This is a genomic window from Microbacterium tenebrionis (genome assembly GCF_903645325.1).
Classification (GTDB): domain Bacteria; phylum Actinomycetota; class Actinomycetes; order Actinomycetales; family Microbacteriaceae; genus Microbacterium; species Microbacterium tenebrionis.
This window is the reverse complement of the sequence record NZ_CAHJXQ010000014.1, coordinates 1-16,673: the sequence shown is the minus strand read 5'-3', so window position 1 is coordinate 16,673 and position 16,673 is coordinate 1. Positions and strand designations below refer to the sequence as shown.

21 protein-coding genes, 2 tRNA genes and 1 pseudogene are annotated in these 16,673 nt (G+C 68.1%); 12 read left to right on the top strand and 12 right to left on the bottom strand.

What is annotated here, in order from left to right:
* Window positions 1-33 precede the first annotated feature (33 nt).
* Both HWX58_RS13875 and HWX58_RS13870 read left to right on the top strand, forming a co-directional pair.
* Entirely contained in the window at window positions 34-354 is a 321-nt protein-coding gene (locus tag HWX58_RS13875) for a hypothetical protein (RefSeq protein WP_175988726.1), read from the top strand.
* Complete coding sequence (locus tag HWX58_RS13870; RefSeq protein ID WP_175988723.1) at window positions 338-919, top strand: nucleoside/nucleotide kinase family protein; 582 nt, start codon at window positions 338-340, stop codon at window positions 917-919. The genes HWX58_RS13875 and HWX58_RS13870 overlap by 17 nt, the downstream gene beginning before the upstream one ends.
* A gap of 6 nt (window positions 920-925) precedes the next feature.
* Here the strand turns inward: HWX58_RS13870 and HWX58_RS13865 are convergent, their stop codons facing one another.
* The 6 genes from HWX58_RS13865 to orn form a co-directional block, all read right to left on the bottom strand.
* Complete coding sequence (locus tag HWX58_RS13865; RefSeq protein ID WP_250646266.1) at window positions 926-1,429, bottom strand: DUF2017 family protein; 504 nt, start codon at window positions 1,427-1,429, stop codon at window positions 926-928.
* Window positions 1,426-1,722 (bottom strand): ATP-dependent Clp protease adapter ClpS, encoded by a 297-nt coding sequence (gene clpS, locus HWX58_RS13860; RefSeq protein WP_175988719.1) that lies wholly within the window; start codon window positions 1,720-1,722, stop codon window positions 1,426-1,428. Before clpS ends, HWX58_RS13865 begins: the two co-directional genes overlap by 4 nt.
* On the bottom strand, window positions 1,719-2,066 hold the full coding sequence (locus tag HWX58_RS13855) for a metallopeptidase family protein (RefSeq protein ID WP_175988717.1): 348 nt from the start codon (window positions 2,064-2,066) through the stop codon (window positions 1,719-1,721). The genes clpS and HWX58_RS13855 overlap by 4 nt, the downstream gene beginning before the upstream one ends.
* Window positions 2,067-2,094: 28 nt before the next feature.
* Complete coding sequence (locus tag HWX58_RS13850; protein WP_175988715.1) at window positions 2,095-2,721, bottom strand: LysE family transporter; 627 nt, start codon at window positions 2,719-2,721, stop codon at window positions 2,095-2,097.
* Window positions 2,722-2,776: 55 nt separating this feature from the next.
* Window positions 2,777-2,852: transfer RNA gene (locus HWX58_RS13845), tRNA-His, on the bottom strand.
* 35 nt (window positions 2,853-2,887) lie between these two features.
* Window positions 2,888-3,514, bottom strand: coding sequence for an oligoribonuclease (orn, locus tag HWX58_RS13840; RefSeq protein WP_175988713.1), 627 nt, complete (start codon window positions 3,512-3,514; stop codon window positions 2,888-2,890).
* 53 nt (window positions 3,515-3,567) lie between these two features.
* On the opposite strand from orn, the gene HWX58_RS13835 reads away from it, so the two are divergent.
* Window positions 3,568-3,639 (top strand) — tRNA-Arg (locus tag HWX58_RS13835).
* 2 nt (window positions 3,640-3,641) lie between these two features.
* Here HWX58_RS13835 and HWX58_RS13830 read toward each other — a convergent pair.
* The gene (locus tag HWX58_RS13830; RefSeq protein WP_175988711.1) at window positions 3,642-3,911 is read right to left on the bottom strand and encodes a hypothetical protein; all 270 of its coding nucleotides are present in this window, start codon (window positions 3,909-3,911) and stop codon (window positions 3,642-3,644) included.
* Between the two features lie 191 nt (window positions 3,912-4,102).
* Between HWX58_RS13830 and HWX58_RS13825 the strand changes: the two genes are divergently transcribed.
* The 7 genes from HWX58_RS13825 (at window position 4,103) to HWX58_RS13795 (ending at window position 8,628) form a co-directional block, all read left to right on the top strand.
* Complete coding sequence (locus HWX58_RS13825; RefSeq protein ID WP_175988710.1) at window positions 4,103-4,594, top strand: single-stranded DNA-binding protein; 492 nt, start codon at window positions 4,103-4,105, stop codon at window positions 4,592-4,594.
* Between the two features lie 217 nt (window positions 4,595-4,811).
* On the top strand, window positions 4,812-5,057 hold the full coding sequence (locus tag HWX58_RS13820; protein ID WP_175988708.1) for a hypothetical protein: 246 nt from the start codon (window positions 4,812-4,814) through the stop codon (window positions 5,055-5,057).
* Window positions 5,058-5,185: 128 nt separating this feature from the next.
* A complete protein-coding gene (locus tag HWX58_RS13815) occupies window positions 5,186-5,593 on the top strand; it encodes a cupin domain-containing protein (RefSeq protein ID WP_175988706.1) in 408 nt (135 codons plus the stop codon).
* A gap of 35 nt (window positions 5,594-5,628) precedes the next feature.
* Window positions 5,629-5,775: a hypothetical protein gene (locus HWX58_RS13810; protein WP_175988704.1), complete on the top strand. Its 147-nt coding sequence runs from the start codon at window positions 5,629-5,631 to the stop codon at window positions 5,773-5,775.
* Between the two features lie 127 nt (window positions 5,776-5,902).
* Window positions 5,903-6,403, top strand: a complete 501-nt coding sequence (locus tag HWX58_RS15220; protein WP_250646265.1) for a DUF6993 domain-containing protein — start codon at window positions 5,903-5,905, stop codon at window positions 6,401-6,403.
* Between the two features lie 58 nt (window positions 6,404-6,461).
* Window positions 6,462-8,141 carry an energy-dependent translational throttle protein EttA gene (gene ettA / locus HWX58_RS13800; RefSeq protein WP_175988702.1) on the top strand — a complete coding sequence of 560 codons (1,680 nt, stop codon included), beginning with the start codon at window positions 6,462-6,464 and terminating at the stop codon, window positions 8,139-8,141.
* Window positions 8,134-8,628: an acyl-CoA thioesterase gene (locus HWX58_RS13795; RefSeq protein WP_175988700.1), complete on the top strand. Its 495-nt coding sequence runs from the start codon at window positions 8,134-8,136 to the stop codon at window positions 8,626-8,628. The genes ettA and HWX58_RS13795 overlap by 8 nt, the downstream gene beginning before the upstream one ends.
* Window positions 8,629-8,637: 9 nt before the next feature.
* Here HWX58_RS13795 and HWX58_RS13790 read toward each other — a convergent pair whose 3' ends face one another.
* A complete protein-coding gene (locus HWX58_RS13790; protein WP_175988698.1) occupies window positions 8,638-9,525 on the bottom strand; it encodes an acyl-CoA thioesterase in 888 nt (295 codons plus the stop codon).
* Between the two features lie 65 nt (window positions 9,526-9,590).
* Between HWX58_RS13790 and HWX58_RS13785 the strand changes: the two genes are divergently transcribed.
* Window positions 9,591-10,274 carry a DUF8185 domain-containing protein gene (locus tag HWX58_RS13785; RefSeq protein WP_175988695.1) on the top strand — a complete coding sequence of 228 codons (684 nt, stop codon included), beginning with the start codon at window positions 9,591-9,593 and terminating at the stop codon, window positions 10,272-10,274.
* 2 nt (window positions 10,275-10,276) lie between these two features.
* Here the strand turns inward: HWX58_RS13785 and HWX58_RS13780 are convergent, their stop codons facing one another.
* The 4 genes and pseudogenes from HWX58_RS13780 to pepN all read right to left on the bottom strand — a co-directional run bounded on the left by HWX58_RS13780 (window position 10,277) and on the right by pepN (window position 15,775).
* Window positions 10,277-11,599, bottom strand: coding sequence for an FAD-binding dehydrogenase (locus HWX58_RS13780; RefSeq protein ID WP_250646264.1), 1,323 nt, complete (start codon window positions 11,597-11,599; stop codon window positions 10,277-10,279).
* A gap of 48 nt (window positions 11,600-11,647) precedes the next feature.
* Window positions 11,648-12,100, bottom strand: coding sequence for a globin (locus tag HWX58_RS13775; protein ID WP_175988753.1), 453 nt, complete (start codon window positions 12,098-12,100; stop codon window positions 11,648-11,650).
* Window positions 12,101-12,122: 22 nt separating this feature from the next.
* Window positions 12,123-13,175 (bottom strand): annotated as a pseudogene (locus tag HWX58_RS15530) (mechanosensitive ion channel family protein); the annotation flags it as partial.
* A gap of 41 nt (window positions 13,176-13,216) precedes the next feature.
* On the bottom strand, window positions 13,217-15,775 hold the full coding sequence (gene pepN / locus HWX58_RS13765; RefSeq protein ID WP_175988693.1) for an aminopeptidase N: 2,559 nt from the start codon (window positions 15,773-15,775) through the stop codon (window positions 13,217-13,219).
* A 122-nt stretch (window positions 15,776-15,897) separates the two neighbouring features.
* On the opposite strand from pepN, the gene HWX58_RS13760 reads away from it, so the two are divergent.
* Window positions 15,898-16,673: ferrochelatase (locus tag HWX58_RS13760; protein ID WP_250646263.1), on the top strand; the 776-nt coding region annotated here is incomplete at its 3' end.

Below are 16,673 nucleotides of genomic sequence, written 5' to 3'. Positions count from 1 at the left end.
CCGGTGTGGCGTTTCGCCCTGTACCGTGGAGTCATGCCGAACATCGCACTGGACCTCGGAAAGCAGATCTCCGCCTTCGGCGTGAAGGCCGCCTACGGCGAGCCGCAGGACGTCGACGGCGTGAGCATCACTCCTGTCGCCCTGACCTGGGCCGGGTTCGGCGGCGGCGCCGACCAGGACCAGAACGGCGGCGGCGGAGGAGGCGGTGTCTCCATTCCTCTCGGCGTATACGTTCGTCGCGAAGAGGGGTTGCGATTCGAGCCCAACATCGTCGCGTTGCTCGCTGTCGGCATTCCGTTCGTCTGGGTCGCCGGGCGGGCTCTCTCGCGCGTGATCCGTGCCCTCAAGAAGTAACGACCCCGTCGAACAGGCGCTCCGCCGCGGCGCCGCCGAGGTCATCGAAGCCGTCGTCGCCGTTGCGGCATCCAATCCGGTCGTGCTGATCGACGGACGAGCGGGGGCGGGGAAGACGACCCTGTCGCGCATGGTCGCCGCGAACTGGCCCGTCGCCGGGAGGCCTCAGCTGATCGCCCTGGACTCGCTGTACCCGGGCTGGGACGGTCTCGACGCGGGTGCCGAGCGTGCACTGCACGACATCCTGCGCCCGCACGCACGCGGTCTGCTGAGCACGTGGCGGCGCTGGGACTGGGAGGACGAGGTGGAGGCGGAGGCCTACGCCGTCACTCCCGCGCTCGGAGTGATCCTCGAGGGGTGCGGCGCTCTCAATGCGGCATCCGCCCGCCTGGCGGATGTGCGGGTATGGGTCGAGTCGCCGGCGCCGTCGCGCAAGCGCCGCGCGCTGGACCGCGACGGCGACGGATTCCGCCCGCATTGGGACCGCTGGGCTGCACAGGAGGAGCGTCATCTGCAGCGTGATGACCCGCGCGCGCTTGCGACGCTGACCGTCGCGATCCCCTAGAGCGATTCAGGCCTGGTCACGGGCGTCGTCCAGTCCGTCGGCGATCGCGATCAGGCCGTCGAGGCGGTACGCGAGCCAGTCGTAGACCCCGAACCGCGGATCGTCGAGGTCGTGCTCGTCGTCGATCGTGATGCCGAGGCGTCCGGCGATGACCAGGCGCAGCGCGGTGATCGTGCGCAGCCAGGAATCGATGTCGACGACGCGGATCGCGACATCGACGTGTTCACGCTCGTCGTCGGGGTCGTCGTCGCCGTCGATGAACGGTGAGAGCGCTCCGCGAACGATCGCGGCATCGGCGGTGCGGCGGTCGAGCAGGTCGTCGCGGGTCGCTGCGGCGAACGCCTCGGCGGCATCGGGGTCGTCGGGATACGGTGCCGGGACGAGACGGTCGACGGCGGGATCGGGATGCTCGTCAGCCGCGGCGATAACCTCGGTGAGCTGGTCGATGAGAGCGGCGAGATGCTGAACCTCGATCGGCGCGAGGCGGAACGAGATCGTGCGTGCGGTCACTGCGGTGCCTTCCGCACGGTCGCCCACAGGCCGTAGTCGTGCATGGCCTGCGCATGCACCTCCATGGTCTCCCTCGGTCCGGTGGCGACGATCGCGTGTCCGTCGTGGTGCACAGCGAGCATCAGCGTCGTCGCGTGCTCCACCGTGTAGCCGAAGTAGGTGCGGAACACCCGCACGACGTAGCTCATGAGGTTCACGGGATCGTTCCAGACGACGACCTGCCACGGCTCGAGAGGCGCGGCCCGAAGGTCGAGCGTCTCGTCGAGATGGGGGAGTGCGACTGGCGTGCTCATGCCCACCCCAGCTCGTGCAACTGGTCGTCATCGATGCCGAAGAAGTGCGCGATCTCATGCACGAGCGTGGTGTGCACCTCGTGGCGGAGATCCTCCTCGTTCTCGGCCTGGGCGAGGTGCGGCTCGCGGTAGACGATGATGCGATCGGGCAGTTCGCCCATGCCGTAGTGGCCGCGCTCTGTGAGGGCGAGCCCGTCGTACAGCCCGAGCAGGTCGAGGCTGCCGTCCTCGGGCCGATCCTCGACGACGAAGACGACGTTGTCGAGGTCCTGGACCATCTCTTCCGGCAGCAGGTCGAGCTCGTCGACGACGAGCTTCTCGAAGGTCGCGGCATCCATCTCCATCGTCGTCCAGCCTACGGCCCGCTTCGGGTCAGTGGACGAACAGGAGGAGCGCGGACACGAACAGGAACATCGTCCCGAAGATGATGTTCAGCGTGCGGACGCCGCGGCGGGTCCGGGTGAGCGCGCGGAAGGGCCGGGCGGCGGTCGCGAAGAACCCCCACATGACGATCACGTCGACGACGATGACCGTGCCGATGAGGATCAGATACTGCGGGAGCGCTGGCTGGTCGAGGCGGATGAACTGCGGGACGAACGCGAGGAAGAAGACGATCGCCTTCGGGTTGAGCACGTTGACCCAGAAGCCGCGGCGGATCATCGCGAACCGGCCTTCGCGGGGCGGAGGAGTGCCGTCGGATGCCGCGGGCTCTGGGACCCGGGCGAGGATCATGCGGATGCCGAGGAACGCGAGATAGGCGGCACCGGCGTAGCGGACGATGTCGAACAGGAGCGGGGAGCGGGAGACGAGCAGGCCGACGCCGGCGGCCACGATGATGACGTGCACGATGAGCGCGAGCTGCTGGCCGATCACGCCCCAGACGGATCGGCGCCACCCGTGCGCGAGCGCGTTCGACATCGTGTTGATCGCTCCGGCTCCGGGCGTGAAACTGATCACGACGGATGCGGTGAGGAGCGAGAGCCAGACCGTCAGTGACACAGCACAATCCTAGGGAGATGGAGAAGGCCGGATCATGCGATCCGGCCTTCGTGCATGGGGTGGCTGACGGGGCTTGAACCCGCGACCCCCGCGACCACAACGCGGTGCTCTACCAACTGAGCTACAGCCACCATGTGTCCGTCGAGTGGACAACCCCTCAAGTGTATTACACCTCTGAAGCGAACGATGACACCGTGCGTTCGGCGATCGCGCGCGCCTCGTCGCTGTTCGGTCCGGGGTCCGCGACGAACACGGCCTCGCGGTAGTACTGCAGCTCGCGGATGGATTCGAGAATGTCGGCGAGCGCCCGGTGGCCGCCGTCTTTGGCGGGAGCCTGGAAGAACACGCGCGGATACCAGCGTCGGGAGAGCTCCTTGACGCTGGACACGTCGACGTTGCGGTAGTGCAGCCACTGGTCGATCTGCGGCATGTACTTGGCGAGGAACATCCGGTCGGTGCCGATCGTGTTGCCGGCCAGGGGAGCCTTGCGCTCGACCGGGACGAACCGCTTGATGTACTCGAGGGTCTGCTCTTCGGCGTCAGTCAGAGACACCCCGTGCGGGATCTCGTCGATGAGCCCGGACGTCGTGTGCATGTCGGTGACGAATTCGCCCATGTTCGCCAGCGCGGCCTCGCTCGGCTTGATGACGACATGGAACCCGGGGTCGAGGGGGCGGAGCTCGAAGTCGGTCACGACGACGGCGATCTCGACGAGTTCGTCGACCGAGAGATCGAGTCCCGTCATCTCGCAGTCGATCCAGACGAGTCGGTCGTTCTCGGACGCAGATACCATCCCCTTATTGTAGTGAGGGCGCCGACACCGGCTTTGGTACCGTAGGAAGGTACGCCTCCGTAGCTCAGAGGAAGAGCATCGGCTTTCTAATCCGTTGGTCGCAGGTTCGATTCCTGCCGGGGGCGCTTCACCCGTTGCGGAGGGCCTGCACGGCAGCGTCCGGACGCCAGAAGTCGCCGACGAGCCGGAAGGCGCCGGTCGCGAGGTGCAGGCGCTCGGCGCGGTAGTGCAGGCCCAGCGGATCGGCGACGATGCGCAGATGACCGAGGATGCGGCCTGCCTCGTTCTGCACGCGCCACAGATGGTCGGACGCGCGCACCAGATGTTCGCGATCGGAGGCGAGTCGCGGCGCCGCGTAGGGGATCTCAGGAACAGGGTGCTTCTGGGTGGTGGTCATCATCTTCTCCCTTCGATTCGAACATATGAGCGACCACGGACATTCGATCTGCGGGCATCACTCACCCGCCCTGCACCGATGAGGTAGCGACGCAACTTCTCCACCGGCAGCGGGATCGGGCGCAATGCAGGTCGGCGACCCGGAGCACTCTGAGGTGACCCGGGCTCACCCGGACCACGAAGGAGATGGAAATGAACGACACTGTGACGATCCATGGCCGCGTCGGCGGCGACCCCAACCGCGGGACGGCGGGCGGTGTGCCCGTCCTGAACTTCCGCGTCGCGAGCCCGCAGGGCTGGTACGACGCGAAGAACCAGACCTTCGTCGAGACCGGGACGAACTGGTACAACGTCTCGGCGTTCCGGCGGCTGGCCGAGCACGCGAAGGTGTCGCTGCGCTCGGGCGATGCGGTTATCGTGACGGGGCGCCTCAAGCTGCGTGAGTGGGAGAGCGGCGGGAAGAAGGGGATGAGCGCCGATATCGAGGCGGAGGCGATCGGACACGATCTGCGCTGGGGTACGGCCGCCTTCGCCAAGGCGCCGACGGCGAGCGCATCCAAGCCGGCGCCGGCGAGTCCGGATGCCACGTCCTCAGCACAGGGCGCGGGCGCCGATCCGCTCGAAGACGACATCGTCGAGCCGACCTCCGAAGAGCGCGCCGAGGTGTGGAACGTCACGGTCTGAGCGCTCGCGGTGCAGGCGCGTGCGGTCAGCCTTCGGGATCATGATGGATGCGAGTGCGAGTGATTCCCTGCACCCACGCGCCGAGTGAGATGACAGGTGCGAGGCTGGCTACCGTGAGGTCGCGGGTTCGAGCCCCGCTCCTGCTACTACTACCTTGCTCAGGTAGCAAAGGCCCTCGCGATTCGAGGGCCTTTGCTGTTCGTGGGGGCTACTCCGCATGGTCGAGGAATACCCGATTCGCGCATCCCGCTTCGCGGCGGCGCTTCGTGAGCAGCGCGCCGTGCGGCTCAAGGGCAGCGTGATCGACGAGGAGCAGACTCTCTTCATCTACGAGACCCGCACGGTGAGTGGGGATGCGCTTCCCGTCGACGACGTGGCCGAGACGATGAGTAGTTTCGAGCTCTTCGACGAGATGCTCGACGGGTTGGACGAGCCCACCACCGCAGCCGGGGTTCCTCCGTGACACGCTCCGATCGTTGCAGGACGCATACTACGAGCGCTTCGCGGAGCTCGTGCCGTTCGTCGGGCCCGACTCGTAGGCCGCCGAGGTCGACTTGATACGCTACCGCCAACCGACCTCGAGGAGTTGTCATGGGTGACAAGAGCCAACCGTTTCTGTTGCGGCCCGAGTCCATCGGCAACGACCCCGACTCGTTCGACGCAGCAGCCGTCGTGCTGGATGCGTCGCTCGCACCGGACGCGCGGGAGGCGCGCGGCCCGGCGGTCAAGCGCATCCTCAACGGCCATGCGGCCGAGTTCATCATGATGACCTACGCCCCGGGGCAGGTGCTGACGCAACACAAGGCGGCGCATCCGGTGACGATCCAGTCCCTCGAAGGGCAGCTCAACCTCACGGTGGATGACACGATTTACGAACTCGTCCCCGGCCGGGTCGCGCACCTCAAGGCCATGACGGTGCACCAGGTGGCCTGCCCTGACGATGCGCCCGCCCGCAACGTGCTCCTGCTCACGATGCTGACGGCCGGCGCCAGCTCCTAGCCCAGCGCTCGGTCGCGCCAGGTACCCTCGGGGCGATGGCTACCGAATCGCTCCACGACCTGCCGCGCGCCCACCGGGGCGTCTATCGCGGCGCCGTGCGCATGGCGCAGACCGCCAGCGAGGCCGCCGAGACGGTGGGTATCCCGCGCCCGCTCGTCGAACTCGTGAACGTCCGCGTCTGACAGGTGAACGGATGCGCGCGCTGCCTTTCCGTGCATGTGCCGGCCGCGCGCAAGGCTGGCGTCGACGACTCGCGGTGCAGGCGCGTGCGGTCAGGCTCGGTCGACGGGGCGCGCATAGGATCGGAGCGTGACCCGTCGACCCGCCGTCCTCCGCTCGCGCATCGCCGTCGTCGCGCTTCTTGCGGGATTATCCTGCGGGCTCGTAGCGTGCACGCCGAGCGCGTCACCGACCCGAACAGTGACGACCGCGCCGGAGGCGACGCAGGTCGCGCCGACGGCGACCCCGGATGCCCCCGTCCTGCAGCCGGACGGCACGGCCGAGGAGAACCTGCCGTTGTTCGCCGAGATCACGGCAGACGTGTGGGCTCACACCGCCAGCTCGTCCGGACGCGCGTACATCGACGCTCTCGTCGACGCCGGCTTCGACAAGTCCGCGATGCAGGTCACCGAAGACCTCACGACCGTCGGAAATGCGGCCGAGAGCATCCAGTTCTCCGTCCGATGGGGTGATCGGCAGTGCCTGGTCGGGCAGGTCGGACCTTCCACGGGAGAACCGGTCACGATGGTCATGGATCAGCTCGCCGAAGGGCGGTGCCTGGTGGGGCGAACCCGTCCGATCGACTGGTGACGCGGAGCCGGTAGGCTGGAGAGTCGATTCTCGACGCTGACAGAAGGAGCGGTTCTCGGTGGCTGAGTACATCTACTCGATGGTTCGTGCGCGCAAGGCGGTGGGCGAGAAGCTCATCCTCGACGACGTGACGATGTCGTTCCTCCCCGGGGCGAAGATCGGCATGGTCGGCCCGAACGGAGCCGGTAAGTCGACGATCCTCAAGATCATGGCGGGGCTCGACACGCCGTCCAATGGCGAGGCGAAGCTCACGCCCGGATTCAGCGTCGGCATCCTCATGCAGGAGCCGGAGCTCGACGAGACCAAGACCGTGCTCGAGAACGTCCAGGACGGCGTCGCGATCAAGGCGAAGCTTGACCGATTCAACGAGATCTCTGCGCAGATGGCGGATCCTGATGCCGATTTCGACACGCTCCTCGCCGAGATGGGCGTGTTGCAGGAAGAGATCGACGCCGCGGACGGATGGGACCTCGACTCCCAGCTCGAGCAGGCCATGGACGCCCTGCGCACCCCGCCGGGGCATGCCGCGATCGCACCGCTGTCCGGTGGTGAGAAGCGGCGCGTCGCCCTCGCCAAGCTGCTCCTGCAGAAGCCCGACCTGCTGCTGCTCGACGAGCCCACCAACCACCTCGATGCCGAGAGCGTGCTCTGGCTCGAGCAGCACCTGAAGTCGTACAAGGGCGCTGTCATCGCGATCACGCACGACAGGTACTTCCTCGACAACGTCGCCGAATGGATCGCCGAGGTCGACCGCGGGCGCCTCATCGGCTACGAGGGCAACTACTCGACCTACCTCGAGAAGAAGGCCGAGCGACTCGACATCCAGGGCAAGAAGGACGCCAAACTCGCCAAGCGTCTCAAGGATGAGCTCGACTGGGTGCGCTCGAGCGCCAAGGGCCGCCAGACCAAGTCCAAGGCGCGTCTGGCCCGCTACGAGGAGATGGCGGCCGAGGCGGAACGCACCAGGAAGCTCGACTTCGAGGAGATCCAGATTCCGGCGGGGCCCCGTCTGGGCAACGTCGTCATCGAGGCGAAGAACCTCAAGAAGGGCTTCGGCGACCGCGTCCTCATCGACGGGCTGAGCTTCAGCCTTCCGCCGAACGGCATCGTCGGCATCATCGGCGCCAACGGCGTCGGCAAGACCACGCTGTTCAAGACGATCGTGGGCCTGGAGCCTCTCGACGGCGGCGACCTGAAGATCGGCGAGACCGTCAAGATCAGCTACGTCGACCAGTCCCGCGCGAACATCGACCCGGAGAAGACCCTGTGGGAGGTCGTGTCCGACGGCCTCGACTTCATCACGGTGGGCAAGACCGAGATCCCCTCGCGCGCGTACGTGTCGAAATTCGGCTTCAAGGGCCCGGACCAGCAGAAGAAGGCGGGCGTGCTCTCCGGCGGTGAGCGCAACCGTCTCAACCTCGCCCTCACCCTGAAGGAGGGCGGCAACCTGCTGCTGCTGGATGAGCCGACCAACGACCTCGACGTCGAGACCCTGAGCTCGCTCGAGAACGCGCTGCTCGAGTTCCCCGGCTGCGCCGTGGTCATCACGCACGACCGGTGGTTCCTCGACCGCATCGCCACGCACATCCTCGCCTACGAGGGCACCGACGAGAACCCGGCGCAGTGGCACTGGTTCGAGGGCAACTTCGAAGCGTACGAGAAGAACAAGATCGAGCGCCTCGGACCGGACGCCGCGAACCCGCACCGCTCCACGCACCGCAAGCTGACTCGTGACTGACGCCGCGCACGCAGGAAACCGCCTGCACATCCCCATCCACCTGCGGTGGGGTGACCTGGACGCGTTCAACCACGTCAACAACGCCTCGATGCTCAAACTCCTCGAGGAAGCGCGCGTGAGGGCGTTCTGGAAGGCGGGCCCTGGGGAGGAGGCTCCGGAGACGGCGGTCCTGGAATCCGGTATCGATCAGGGTGTGCTCACGCTGATCGCCCGGCAGGAGATCGAGTACTTCGCCCCGGTGCCCTACCAGCGGCACCCGCTCGAGGTGCAGATGTGGTTCGGCAAGCTCGGCGGCTCGAGCATCGAGGTCTGCTACGAGGTGTTCAACGACCCGTCGAACGCCGAACGCGTCCTCTACGCCCGCTCGACGGCTGTCGTCGTCCTCGTGGACGCGCAGTCCGCCCGGCCCACGCGCCTGACGGACGAGATGCGCGAGGCGTGGGACCCCTACCTCGGCGAGCCGATCGTCTACGCCCCCCGCCGATAGCGGCGGCGGTCAGCCGGCTTCCGGAACGCGGATCATGATCTCCTGCGTCACGCTGGCTGCGAGAACTCCCTCGCGGGAGTAGATGCGCCCTGTCGCCAGCCCCCGGCCACCTCGTGCGTTCGGGGACTTCTGCACGAACAGCATCCAATCGTCCACGCGCACCGGGCGGTGCCACCACATGGCGTGGTCGAGGCTCGCGACCTTCAGGCCGGGCGTGACCCATGCGACGCCGTGCGCACGCAGGATCGACTCCTGGATCGTCATGTCGCTGAGGTACGCGAGAGCGGCCCTGTGCAGCCGCTGATCATCGGGCATCGGGGCGCGCATCCGCATCCACACCGCCTGGTGCGCCGCGCGCTCCCCGTCGGCGGTGAGGTAGATCGGGGACTGGACGTGCCGCGTGTCGACCGGCCTTTCGGTGAGCATGCGCAGGGCCGTCGCTCCTGCTCCGCCGACGAGTTCCTCATCAGGCAACAGGTCCTCAGGATCCGGCATGCCGGTCGGCATCGGCGCCGCATGCTCGAGCCCCGGAGCCTCGTCCTGGAATGAGGCGATCATCGAGAAGATCGGCACGCCGTTCTGATAGGCCTGGGCGCGCCGCGTCGAGAAGGAGCGGCCGTCGTGGATGCGATCGACGGAGATCGTGACGCCCTGCGCCGAGTCGCCGGGGCGCAGGAAGTAGCCGTGCATCGAATGGGCGGCGCGGTCGGGCGGCATCGTGCGCTCGGCGGCGAGGAGCGACTGCCCGAGCACCTGGCCGCCGTAGATGCGACCGGTCGGCATGCTGTGCGAGCGGCCGGTGAAGATGTCCTCCGTGGTCCTTGCTCGACTCGCATCCAGATCCAGCACGTCGAGGAGTTGATCGACGGATGCCCGAGCCTGTGCCTCTGCGCTCATCGGCGCTCCTCCCCGCGACGTCCATCGCACCCTCCCAGTGTAGAGAACCCGGTAGTTTGGAACGTGTGCAGCCACGCCTCGTCCTCGCCGATTCCGGAACCGCGAGCGATGTGCTCACCTTCGTCGGGCGTGCAGCTCAGATCTCGGATGATGGCGTCCGTCTGCAGGCGCGCGGCGGTGTTCTCGCGCTGACCGCTGCGGCGCTCGCGCCGCAGGGACTGTTCGACCAGACGCCCACGATCCTCGCGATGCGCATCGTGCATGCCGACCCCGAGCTCGAATGCGACATCGTCGTCGACGAGCTCACCCGTGACGACGACGAGCGGATGCTGCGTCTGCCTGAGACGGGGCGGTCACCGGCCTGGGCCGGAGTCTCCCCCCCGCGCGGCGGTTGGGAGCGCGCGGCAGCCGTCAGCGCCGCCACGGTGGCCGAGCGGGCGCAGTGGGGCATCTCCGCCGTCGCACGCGGCGCCGCCCCCGGTTCCGGTGAAGAGGCCGTCCGCGCGCTGCGCGCGGCGATCTGGGGCGAGCCTGATGAGCACCTCGGTGGACTGCCGCGCGGCGTCGCGTTCGCAGCCCACGCCTTCGGATTCATCTCGGGGGAGGAGCAGGTGCCCGTGACGCGGTCGGGTCGGTGGACCCGGCTCGGATTCCGCCGCGGTCACGTCCTGGCACGCGGTCCCGTCGCCAGCGGTCTGACCGCTGTGCGGCCCACCGGCGCATCGACCGGCCCCGCGACCGGGCAGTAGTCTCAGCACGCCGCGGCGCGGCCGGCCTGACGCCCCGAGAACAGGCATCCGCCGAGGAAGGTGCCCTCGAGCGCGCGGTAGCCGTGCACGCCGCCGCCGCCGAATCCGCTCGCCTCGCCCGCGGCGAACAGCCCGGGGATGACCGCGCCGTCGGAGCCGAGGGCGCGACCGGCCAGATCCGTGTTGATGCCTCCGAGCGACTTGCGGGTGAGCACGTGCAGCTTGACGGCGATCATGGGTCCGGCACCCGGGTCCTGCAGACGGTGCGGCGCCGCGGTGCGGATGAGCTTGTCGCCCCGGTACCCGCGCATGGACCGCAGCATCCCGATCTGGGCGTCTTTCGTGAAGTCGTTGTCCATCTCACGGTCGCGCGCGATGATCTCCCGCCGCACCTGGTCGATGTCGAGGATGCCGCCGCCATCGTGCCGCTGCATCTGCTCGAGCAGCGACTCGAGGTCGTTCTCGACGATGAAGTCCGCCCCCTCGTCCAGGAACGCCTGAACGGGTCCGGTCGGTCCCTTCGCCAGGCGGGACTTCAGCAGCAGTTTCACGTCCCTGCCGGTGAGGTCGGGGTTCTGCTCGCTGCCCGAGAGAGCGAACTCCTTCTCGACGATCTGCCGCGACGTGACGAACCACGAGTGGTCGTGGCCGGTCGTGCGCAGGTGCTCGAGCGTGCCGAGCGTGTCGAAGCCGGGGAACAGCGGAACGGGGAGGCGCCTACCTGTGGCGTCCAGCCACAGCGACGAGGGGCCGGGCAGGATGCGGATGCCGTGCATCGGCCAGACCGGGTTCCAGTTCTGGATGCCCTCCACGTAGTGCCCCATGCGGTCGCCGTTGATCAGGCGGGCGCCGGCTGCCGCGGAGACCGTCTGCATCGAGCCGTCGACATACGAGGGCACGCCCGACAGCATGTGTGCGGGCGGGGTGCCGAGCCGCTCCGGCCATGCCGAGCGGACGAGCTCGTGATTGCCGCCGATGCCGCCGGAGGCGACGATCGTCGCGCCCGCCGTGATCTCGAAGTCGCCGACGGCATCGCGCGATGACGTCACGCCCCGTTCGGTCGCGCTGTCGGCGAGCACGTCGCCGCGAGCGCCCACCACGGCGCCGTCCGCGATGACCAGCTCGGTGACGCGGTGCCGGGGGAGGATCGTCAGCGTCCCGGCATCCTCGGCGCGTCGCGCGGCTTCCTCGAAGGGGGTGACGATGCCGGGTCCGGTGCCCCAGGTGATGTGGAACCGGGGCACTGAGTTGCCGGGCCCCAACGCGCCGTAGCCGCCGCGCTCGGCCCAGCCGGCGGTCGCCTCAGCCGCCGCGACGAGCCCCAACAACCCCCATCCGATGACCAGGACGTCTGTGGACAGGGGGGGCGGTCGTCATGCGTTCTCCGTCGAATCCGGACTGCTGCTTCGTGTCTCGAGCGTCTGCCGCCCGGCGGGAGCAGGGCCGATCCCGGACCGCTCCATGGTGTTCACCATGGCATATGCGGCCCGCTCGAGGTAGTCCCAGAGCGTCGCCTCGTGCAGCGGCGAGAGCTCGGCCTCGTCCACGGCGATGCGCATGCAGCGCAGCCAGCGGTCCCGGGCGTCGGGGTCGACACGGAACGGCATGTGCCGCATGCGCAGCCGCGGATGCCCCCGCCGCTCGCCGTACGTCGCAGGTCCGCCCCAGTACTGCACGAGGAACATCGTCAGCCGCTCGGCGGCGGGGCCGAGATCCTCTTCCGGGTACATCGGCTTCAGGACGGGATCGAGGGCGACCTCGCGATAGAACACGTCGACGATCCGCTCGAAGGTCGCCTGCCCGCCGACCTCGTCGTAGAACGTCATGGCTTCGACTCCGGCGGCTCCGGCGCTGCTTCGGGTTCTTCTTGCGCCAGATGCCCCAAGCCGGAGGCACACCGGTCACGGCGTTCGGGCGGGTCTTGGGCGGGTTCGCACCGCGCACACGCCGTGCGCCCGCGGTGCCCTCGGGCACGACCGATGCCAGAGAGGGGACGGCGAGGCCGAGCTTCTCGACGGCGTCCTTGAGGCGCATCCGCAGCTCGTGCGCGACGTCGTCCATCGCGGTCGCCCGCGTCTTCATGACGACGCGGATGACGAGAGCATCTCCGTCCATGGACTCCAGACCCCAGACCTCGGGGCGCTCGATGATGCGGGTGCGCCACTTCGGGTCCTTGGCGAGCCCCTGCGCGGCTTCCAGCAGCGCCTCCTCGACGACCGCGACGTCGGCGTCGACGGGGACGCCGATGTCGACGATGGCACGAGCCCACCCCTGCGACATGTTGCCGATGCGGGTGACCTCGCCGTTGCGGACGTACCAGAGCGTGCCGTTGACGTCGCGCACGTGCGTGATCCGGACGGCGACGTACTCGACGACGCCGGAGGCGAGGCCCATGTCGACCATGTCGCCGATTCCGATCTGGTCCTCCGCGACGATGAACAGCCCGTTCAGCACGTCCTTGACGATGTTCTGGGCGCCGAAGCCGAGGCCGGCGCCCAGAGCTGCGGTGAGCAGGGTGAGCGAGCCGACGAGGTCCGGGGCGAGCGCGTTGGTGATCAGCACGATGCCGACGATGCCGACCGTGACGTTCACGATGTTCTGCAGGATGGTCCCGAGCGTCCGGGTGCGCTGCACGAGCCGCATGTCCGACAGCGGCGAGCGCTCCAGCGCCTGCGTGTCCTCGACGTTGGCCTTCGACTTCGCGCTGTCGACGATGCGGTGCACGACCCGGCGGATCACGAAGCGCAGAGCGAACGCGATCGCGACGCAGATCACGATGATCAGCAGGACGTTCAGCAGATTCCCGCCGGCCTCGATGAGCCAGGCGAGCGTGCGTGACCAGAAGTCCACCAGCCACGACGGCAGCTGAGGTGCGGGCGCGGTCTCAAACGGGATGTCCAACACCCTTCGATCCTACTGATCGGAGGTCTGCGAACCCTGAGTCAGGACGCTTCCTCGGCATCCCGTGCCTGTGCCGACAGCGCGCGCTCGACGTCTGCGAGACCCTCGCTGACCAGGCGCCGCAGCGCCGGAGCCGCGTCGCTGTTCGCCGACAGCCACGCGCGGGTCGCATCGCGCAGCTCGGTGTTCGCGAGGGGCGTGGGGTACAGGCCGACGATCAGGTAGTTCGCGATCTGATAGGTGCGCGATTCCCAGACCGGCACGAGCATGTCGAAGTAGGGCTGCACGAATTCGCGGAGGACCTCGGTGCTGTTCGGGTGCACGAAGCCGAGCGCGGCGGAGCGGACGATCGTGTTCGCGAGGTCGGCGTTGTCGACCAGCGATGCCCATGCCGTGCGCTTGTCCTCGGCCGTGGGGAGCGCGGCCCTGGCCTGGGCGGCGAATTCGGCGCCCTTCGAGGTGTTGTCAGCTGCGAGTGCGGCGTCGATGGCTGCCGCGTCCGTCGCTCCGACGGACGCGAGACCGACGAGCAGCTGCCATGACAGGTCGGTGTCGATCTCGAGGCCGGGCAGCGTCTCCTCGCCTGAGCGCAGGCGTCCGACGATGCCGACGTGCTCGGCGCTGACGAGGGACGAGGCGAACGCGGTGACGAACTGCAGCTGGCTGTCGCTGCCGGCCTGCGCGCCCTGGGCGAGATCCCACAGGCCGTCCGCGATCTTCGCACGTGCGGCGTCGCGGGCCGCGGGGGCGACGTACAGGTTCGCGGCCGTGCGCAGCTGGGCGAGGGTGGTGCGGACCGTGGTCGACTCGGTCTCGCGGCCGATGTTGCCCAGGACGAGGTCGATGTAGTCGGATGCCGCGCTCTCGGCGTCGCGGGTCTGGTCCCAGGCGGCGCCCCAGACGAGCGAGCGGGCGAGCGGGTCGGAGACGTCAGCGAGGTGCGCGATCGCGGTCTCGAGCGAGCGCTCGTCGAGTCGGATCTTCGCGTAGGCGAGGTCGTTGTCATTGAGCAGGACGAGGTCCGGGCGCTTCAGGCCCTGCAGCTCCGGCACCTCGGTGCGGTCGCCGTCGACGTCGATCTCGACATAGTGCGTGCGGGTGAGCGCGCCGCCGTCCAGGTTGTAGAAGCCGATGCCCAGGCGGTGCGGTCGGATGGTGGGGTAGTCCGCCGGCGCGGTCTGCGTGATCGCGAAGCGCGAGATCACGCCGTCGGCGTCGTCGGCGATGACGGGAGAGAGGGTGTTGACGCCGGCGGTCTCGAGCCACTTCTTCGACCAGGTCGTCAGCTCGCGTCCGCTGGTGGCCTCGAGCTCGGTGAGCAGATCGCTGAGCTCGGTGTTGCCCCAGGCGTGCTTCTGGAAGTACTGGCCGACGCCGGCGAAGAACGCGTCGATGCCGACCCAGGCGGCGAGCTGCTTGAGGACGGATCCGCCCTTGGCGTACGTGATGCCGTCGAAGTTCACCTGCACGTCTTCGAGATCGTTGATCTCGGCCGTGATGGGGTGGGTGGAGGGGAGCTGATCCTGGCGGTACGCCCAGGTCTTCTCCATCGCGTTGAACGTCGTCCACGCCTCGGTCCACTCGGTGGCCTCAGCCGTGGCGATCGTCGACGCCCACTCCGCGAACGACTCGTTCAGCCAGAGGTCGTTCCACCACTTCATGGTGACGAGGTCGCCGAACCACATGTGCGCGAGCTCGTGCAGGATCGTGACGACGCGGCGCTCCTTGACAGCGTCGGTGACCTTGCTGCGGAACACGTAGGTCTCGGTGAAGGTCACCGCACCGGCGTTCTCCATGGCGCCCGCATTGAACTCGGGCACGAAGAGCTGGTCGTACTTGGCGAACGGGTATGGAACGCCGAACTTCTCCTCGTAGTACGCGAAGCCCTCGCGGGTCTTGTCGAAGATGTAGTCGGCGTCGAGGTGCTCCCACAGGCTCTTGCGGCCGTACACGCCGAGCGGGATGACGCGACCATCGGCGCTGGTCAGCTCGGAGAACGTCGACTCGTACGGGCCGGCGATGATCGCGGTGATGTACGACGAGATACGCGGCGTGGGCTCGAAGCCCCAGGTCGCGGTGCTGCTCTCGTCGTGGTTGATGGGCTCGGGCGTGGGGGAGTTCGAGACGACCTTCCAGGTGTCGGGCGCGGTGACCGTGAACTGGAAGGTGGCCTTCAGATCGGGCTGCTCGAAGACGGCGAACACGCGCCGCGAGTCCGGCACCTCGAACTGCGAGTAGAGGTAGACCTCGCCGTCGACCGGGTCGACGAAGCGGTGCAGGCCCTCGCCCGTGTTGGTGTAGAGGCAGTCGGCGTCGACGACGAGCACGTTCTCGGCGTGCAGATCGGCCAGCGCGATGCGCGACTCGGCGAACACCTCGGCGGGATCCAGCAGCTCGCCGTTGAGCGAGATCTCGCGCACGTCGCGGGCGATCAGGTCGATGAAGGTGAAGCTGCCGGGCTTCGCGGTGAAGCGGACCACGCTGCGCGAGCCGAAGACCTCCGCGCCCTTGGTCAGATCGAGTGAGATCTCGTAGGACTGAGTCTCGATGAGCTCGCGGCGCTCCTGCGCTTCGATACGGGTGAGGTTCTCTCCAGGCACAGCTGTTTCTCCCAAGGGTTCGGGGGTGTCGCGTCGGGTCGACGCTGCTGGCGCCGACGGCAACCATGACAGCCTACGCCAGGACTGCGCGGCGGCGCGCGCGGAGATGCGAGGATGGAGCAGTGACTGCTCCCGATCAGAGTCCTGTTCCATTCGCCTCGCCGGCCGCCGCCACCGGCGCCGAGTTCGTCGAGACCCCGGTCGACTACGACGCTCTCGTGCTCGCAAGCTTCGGCGGCCCGGAGGGCCAGGACGACGTCATCCCGTTCCTGCGCAATGTGACTCGTGGCCGCGGCATTCCCGACGAGCGTCTCGAAGAGGTCGCCCATCACTACCGTCACTTCGGGGGCGTCAGCCCGATCAACGAGCAGAACCGTCAGCTGAAGGCGGCGCTCGAGGCCGAACTCGCCTCGCGCGGCATCGAGCTGCCGGTCTACGGGGGCAACCGCAACTGGGCTCCCTACCTCGAGGACGCCTTCACCGCAGCGGCGCACGATGGGCACAAGACTCTTCTCGTGCTCGCCACCAGCGCCTACAGTTCGTACTCCAGCGATCGTCAGTACCGTGAGGACATCGCGCGGGCGATCACGGATGCCGGCCTCGAAGGCCGGGTCACCGCCGACAAGGTGCGGCTGTTCTTCGATCACCCCGGTTTCGTCGCTCCCTTCCAGGAAGGGGTGGATGCGGCGGTCGCGTCGTTCCTCGAGCAGGGCATCGCGGCATCCGACATCCACGTCCTCTTCTCGACGCACTCCATCCCGACGGCGGATGCCGAGCGCTCCGGCCCCCGCGATATCGACTGGGGCGAGGGCGGCGCATACGTCGCGCAGCACCGCGCCGTCGCCGAGCACATGGTCCGGAAGCTCGGCGACGGCGCGGTGCTGCGCGACGTATGCGC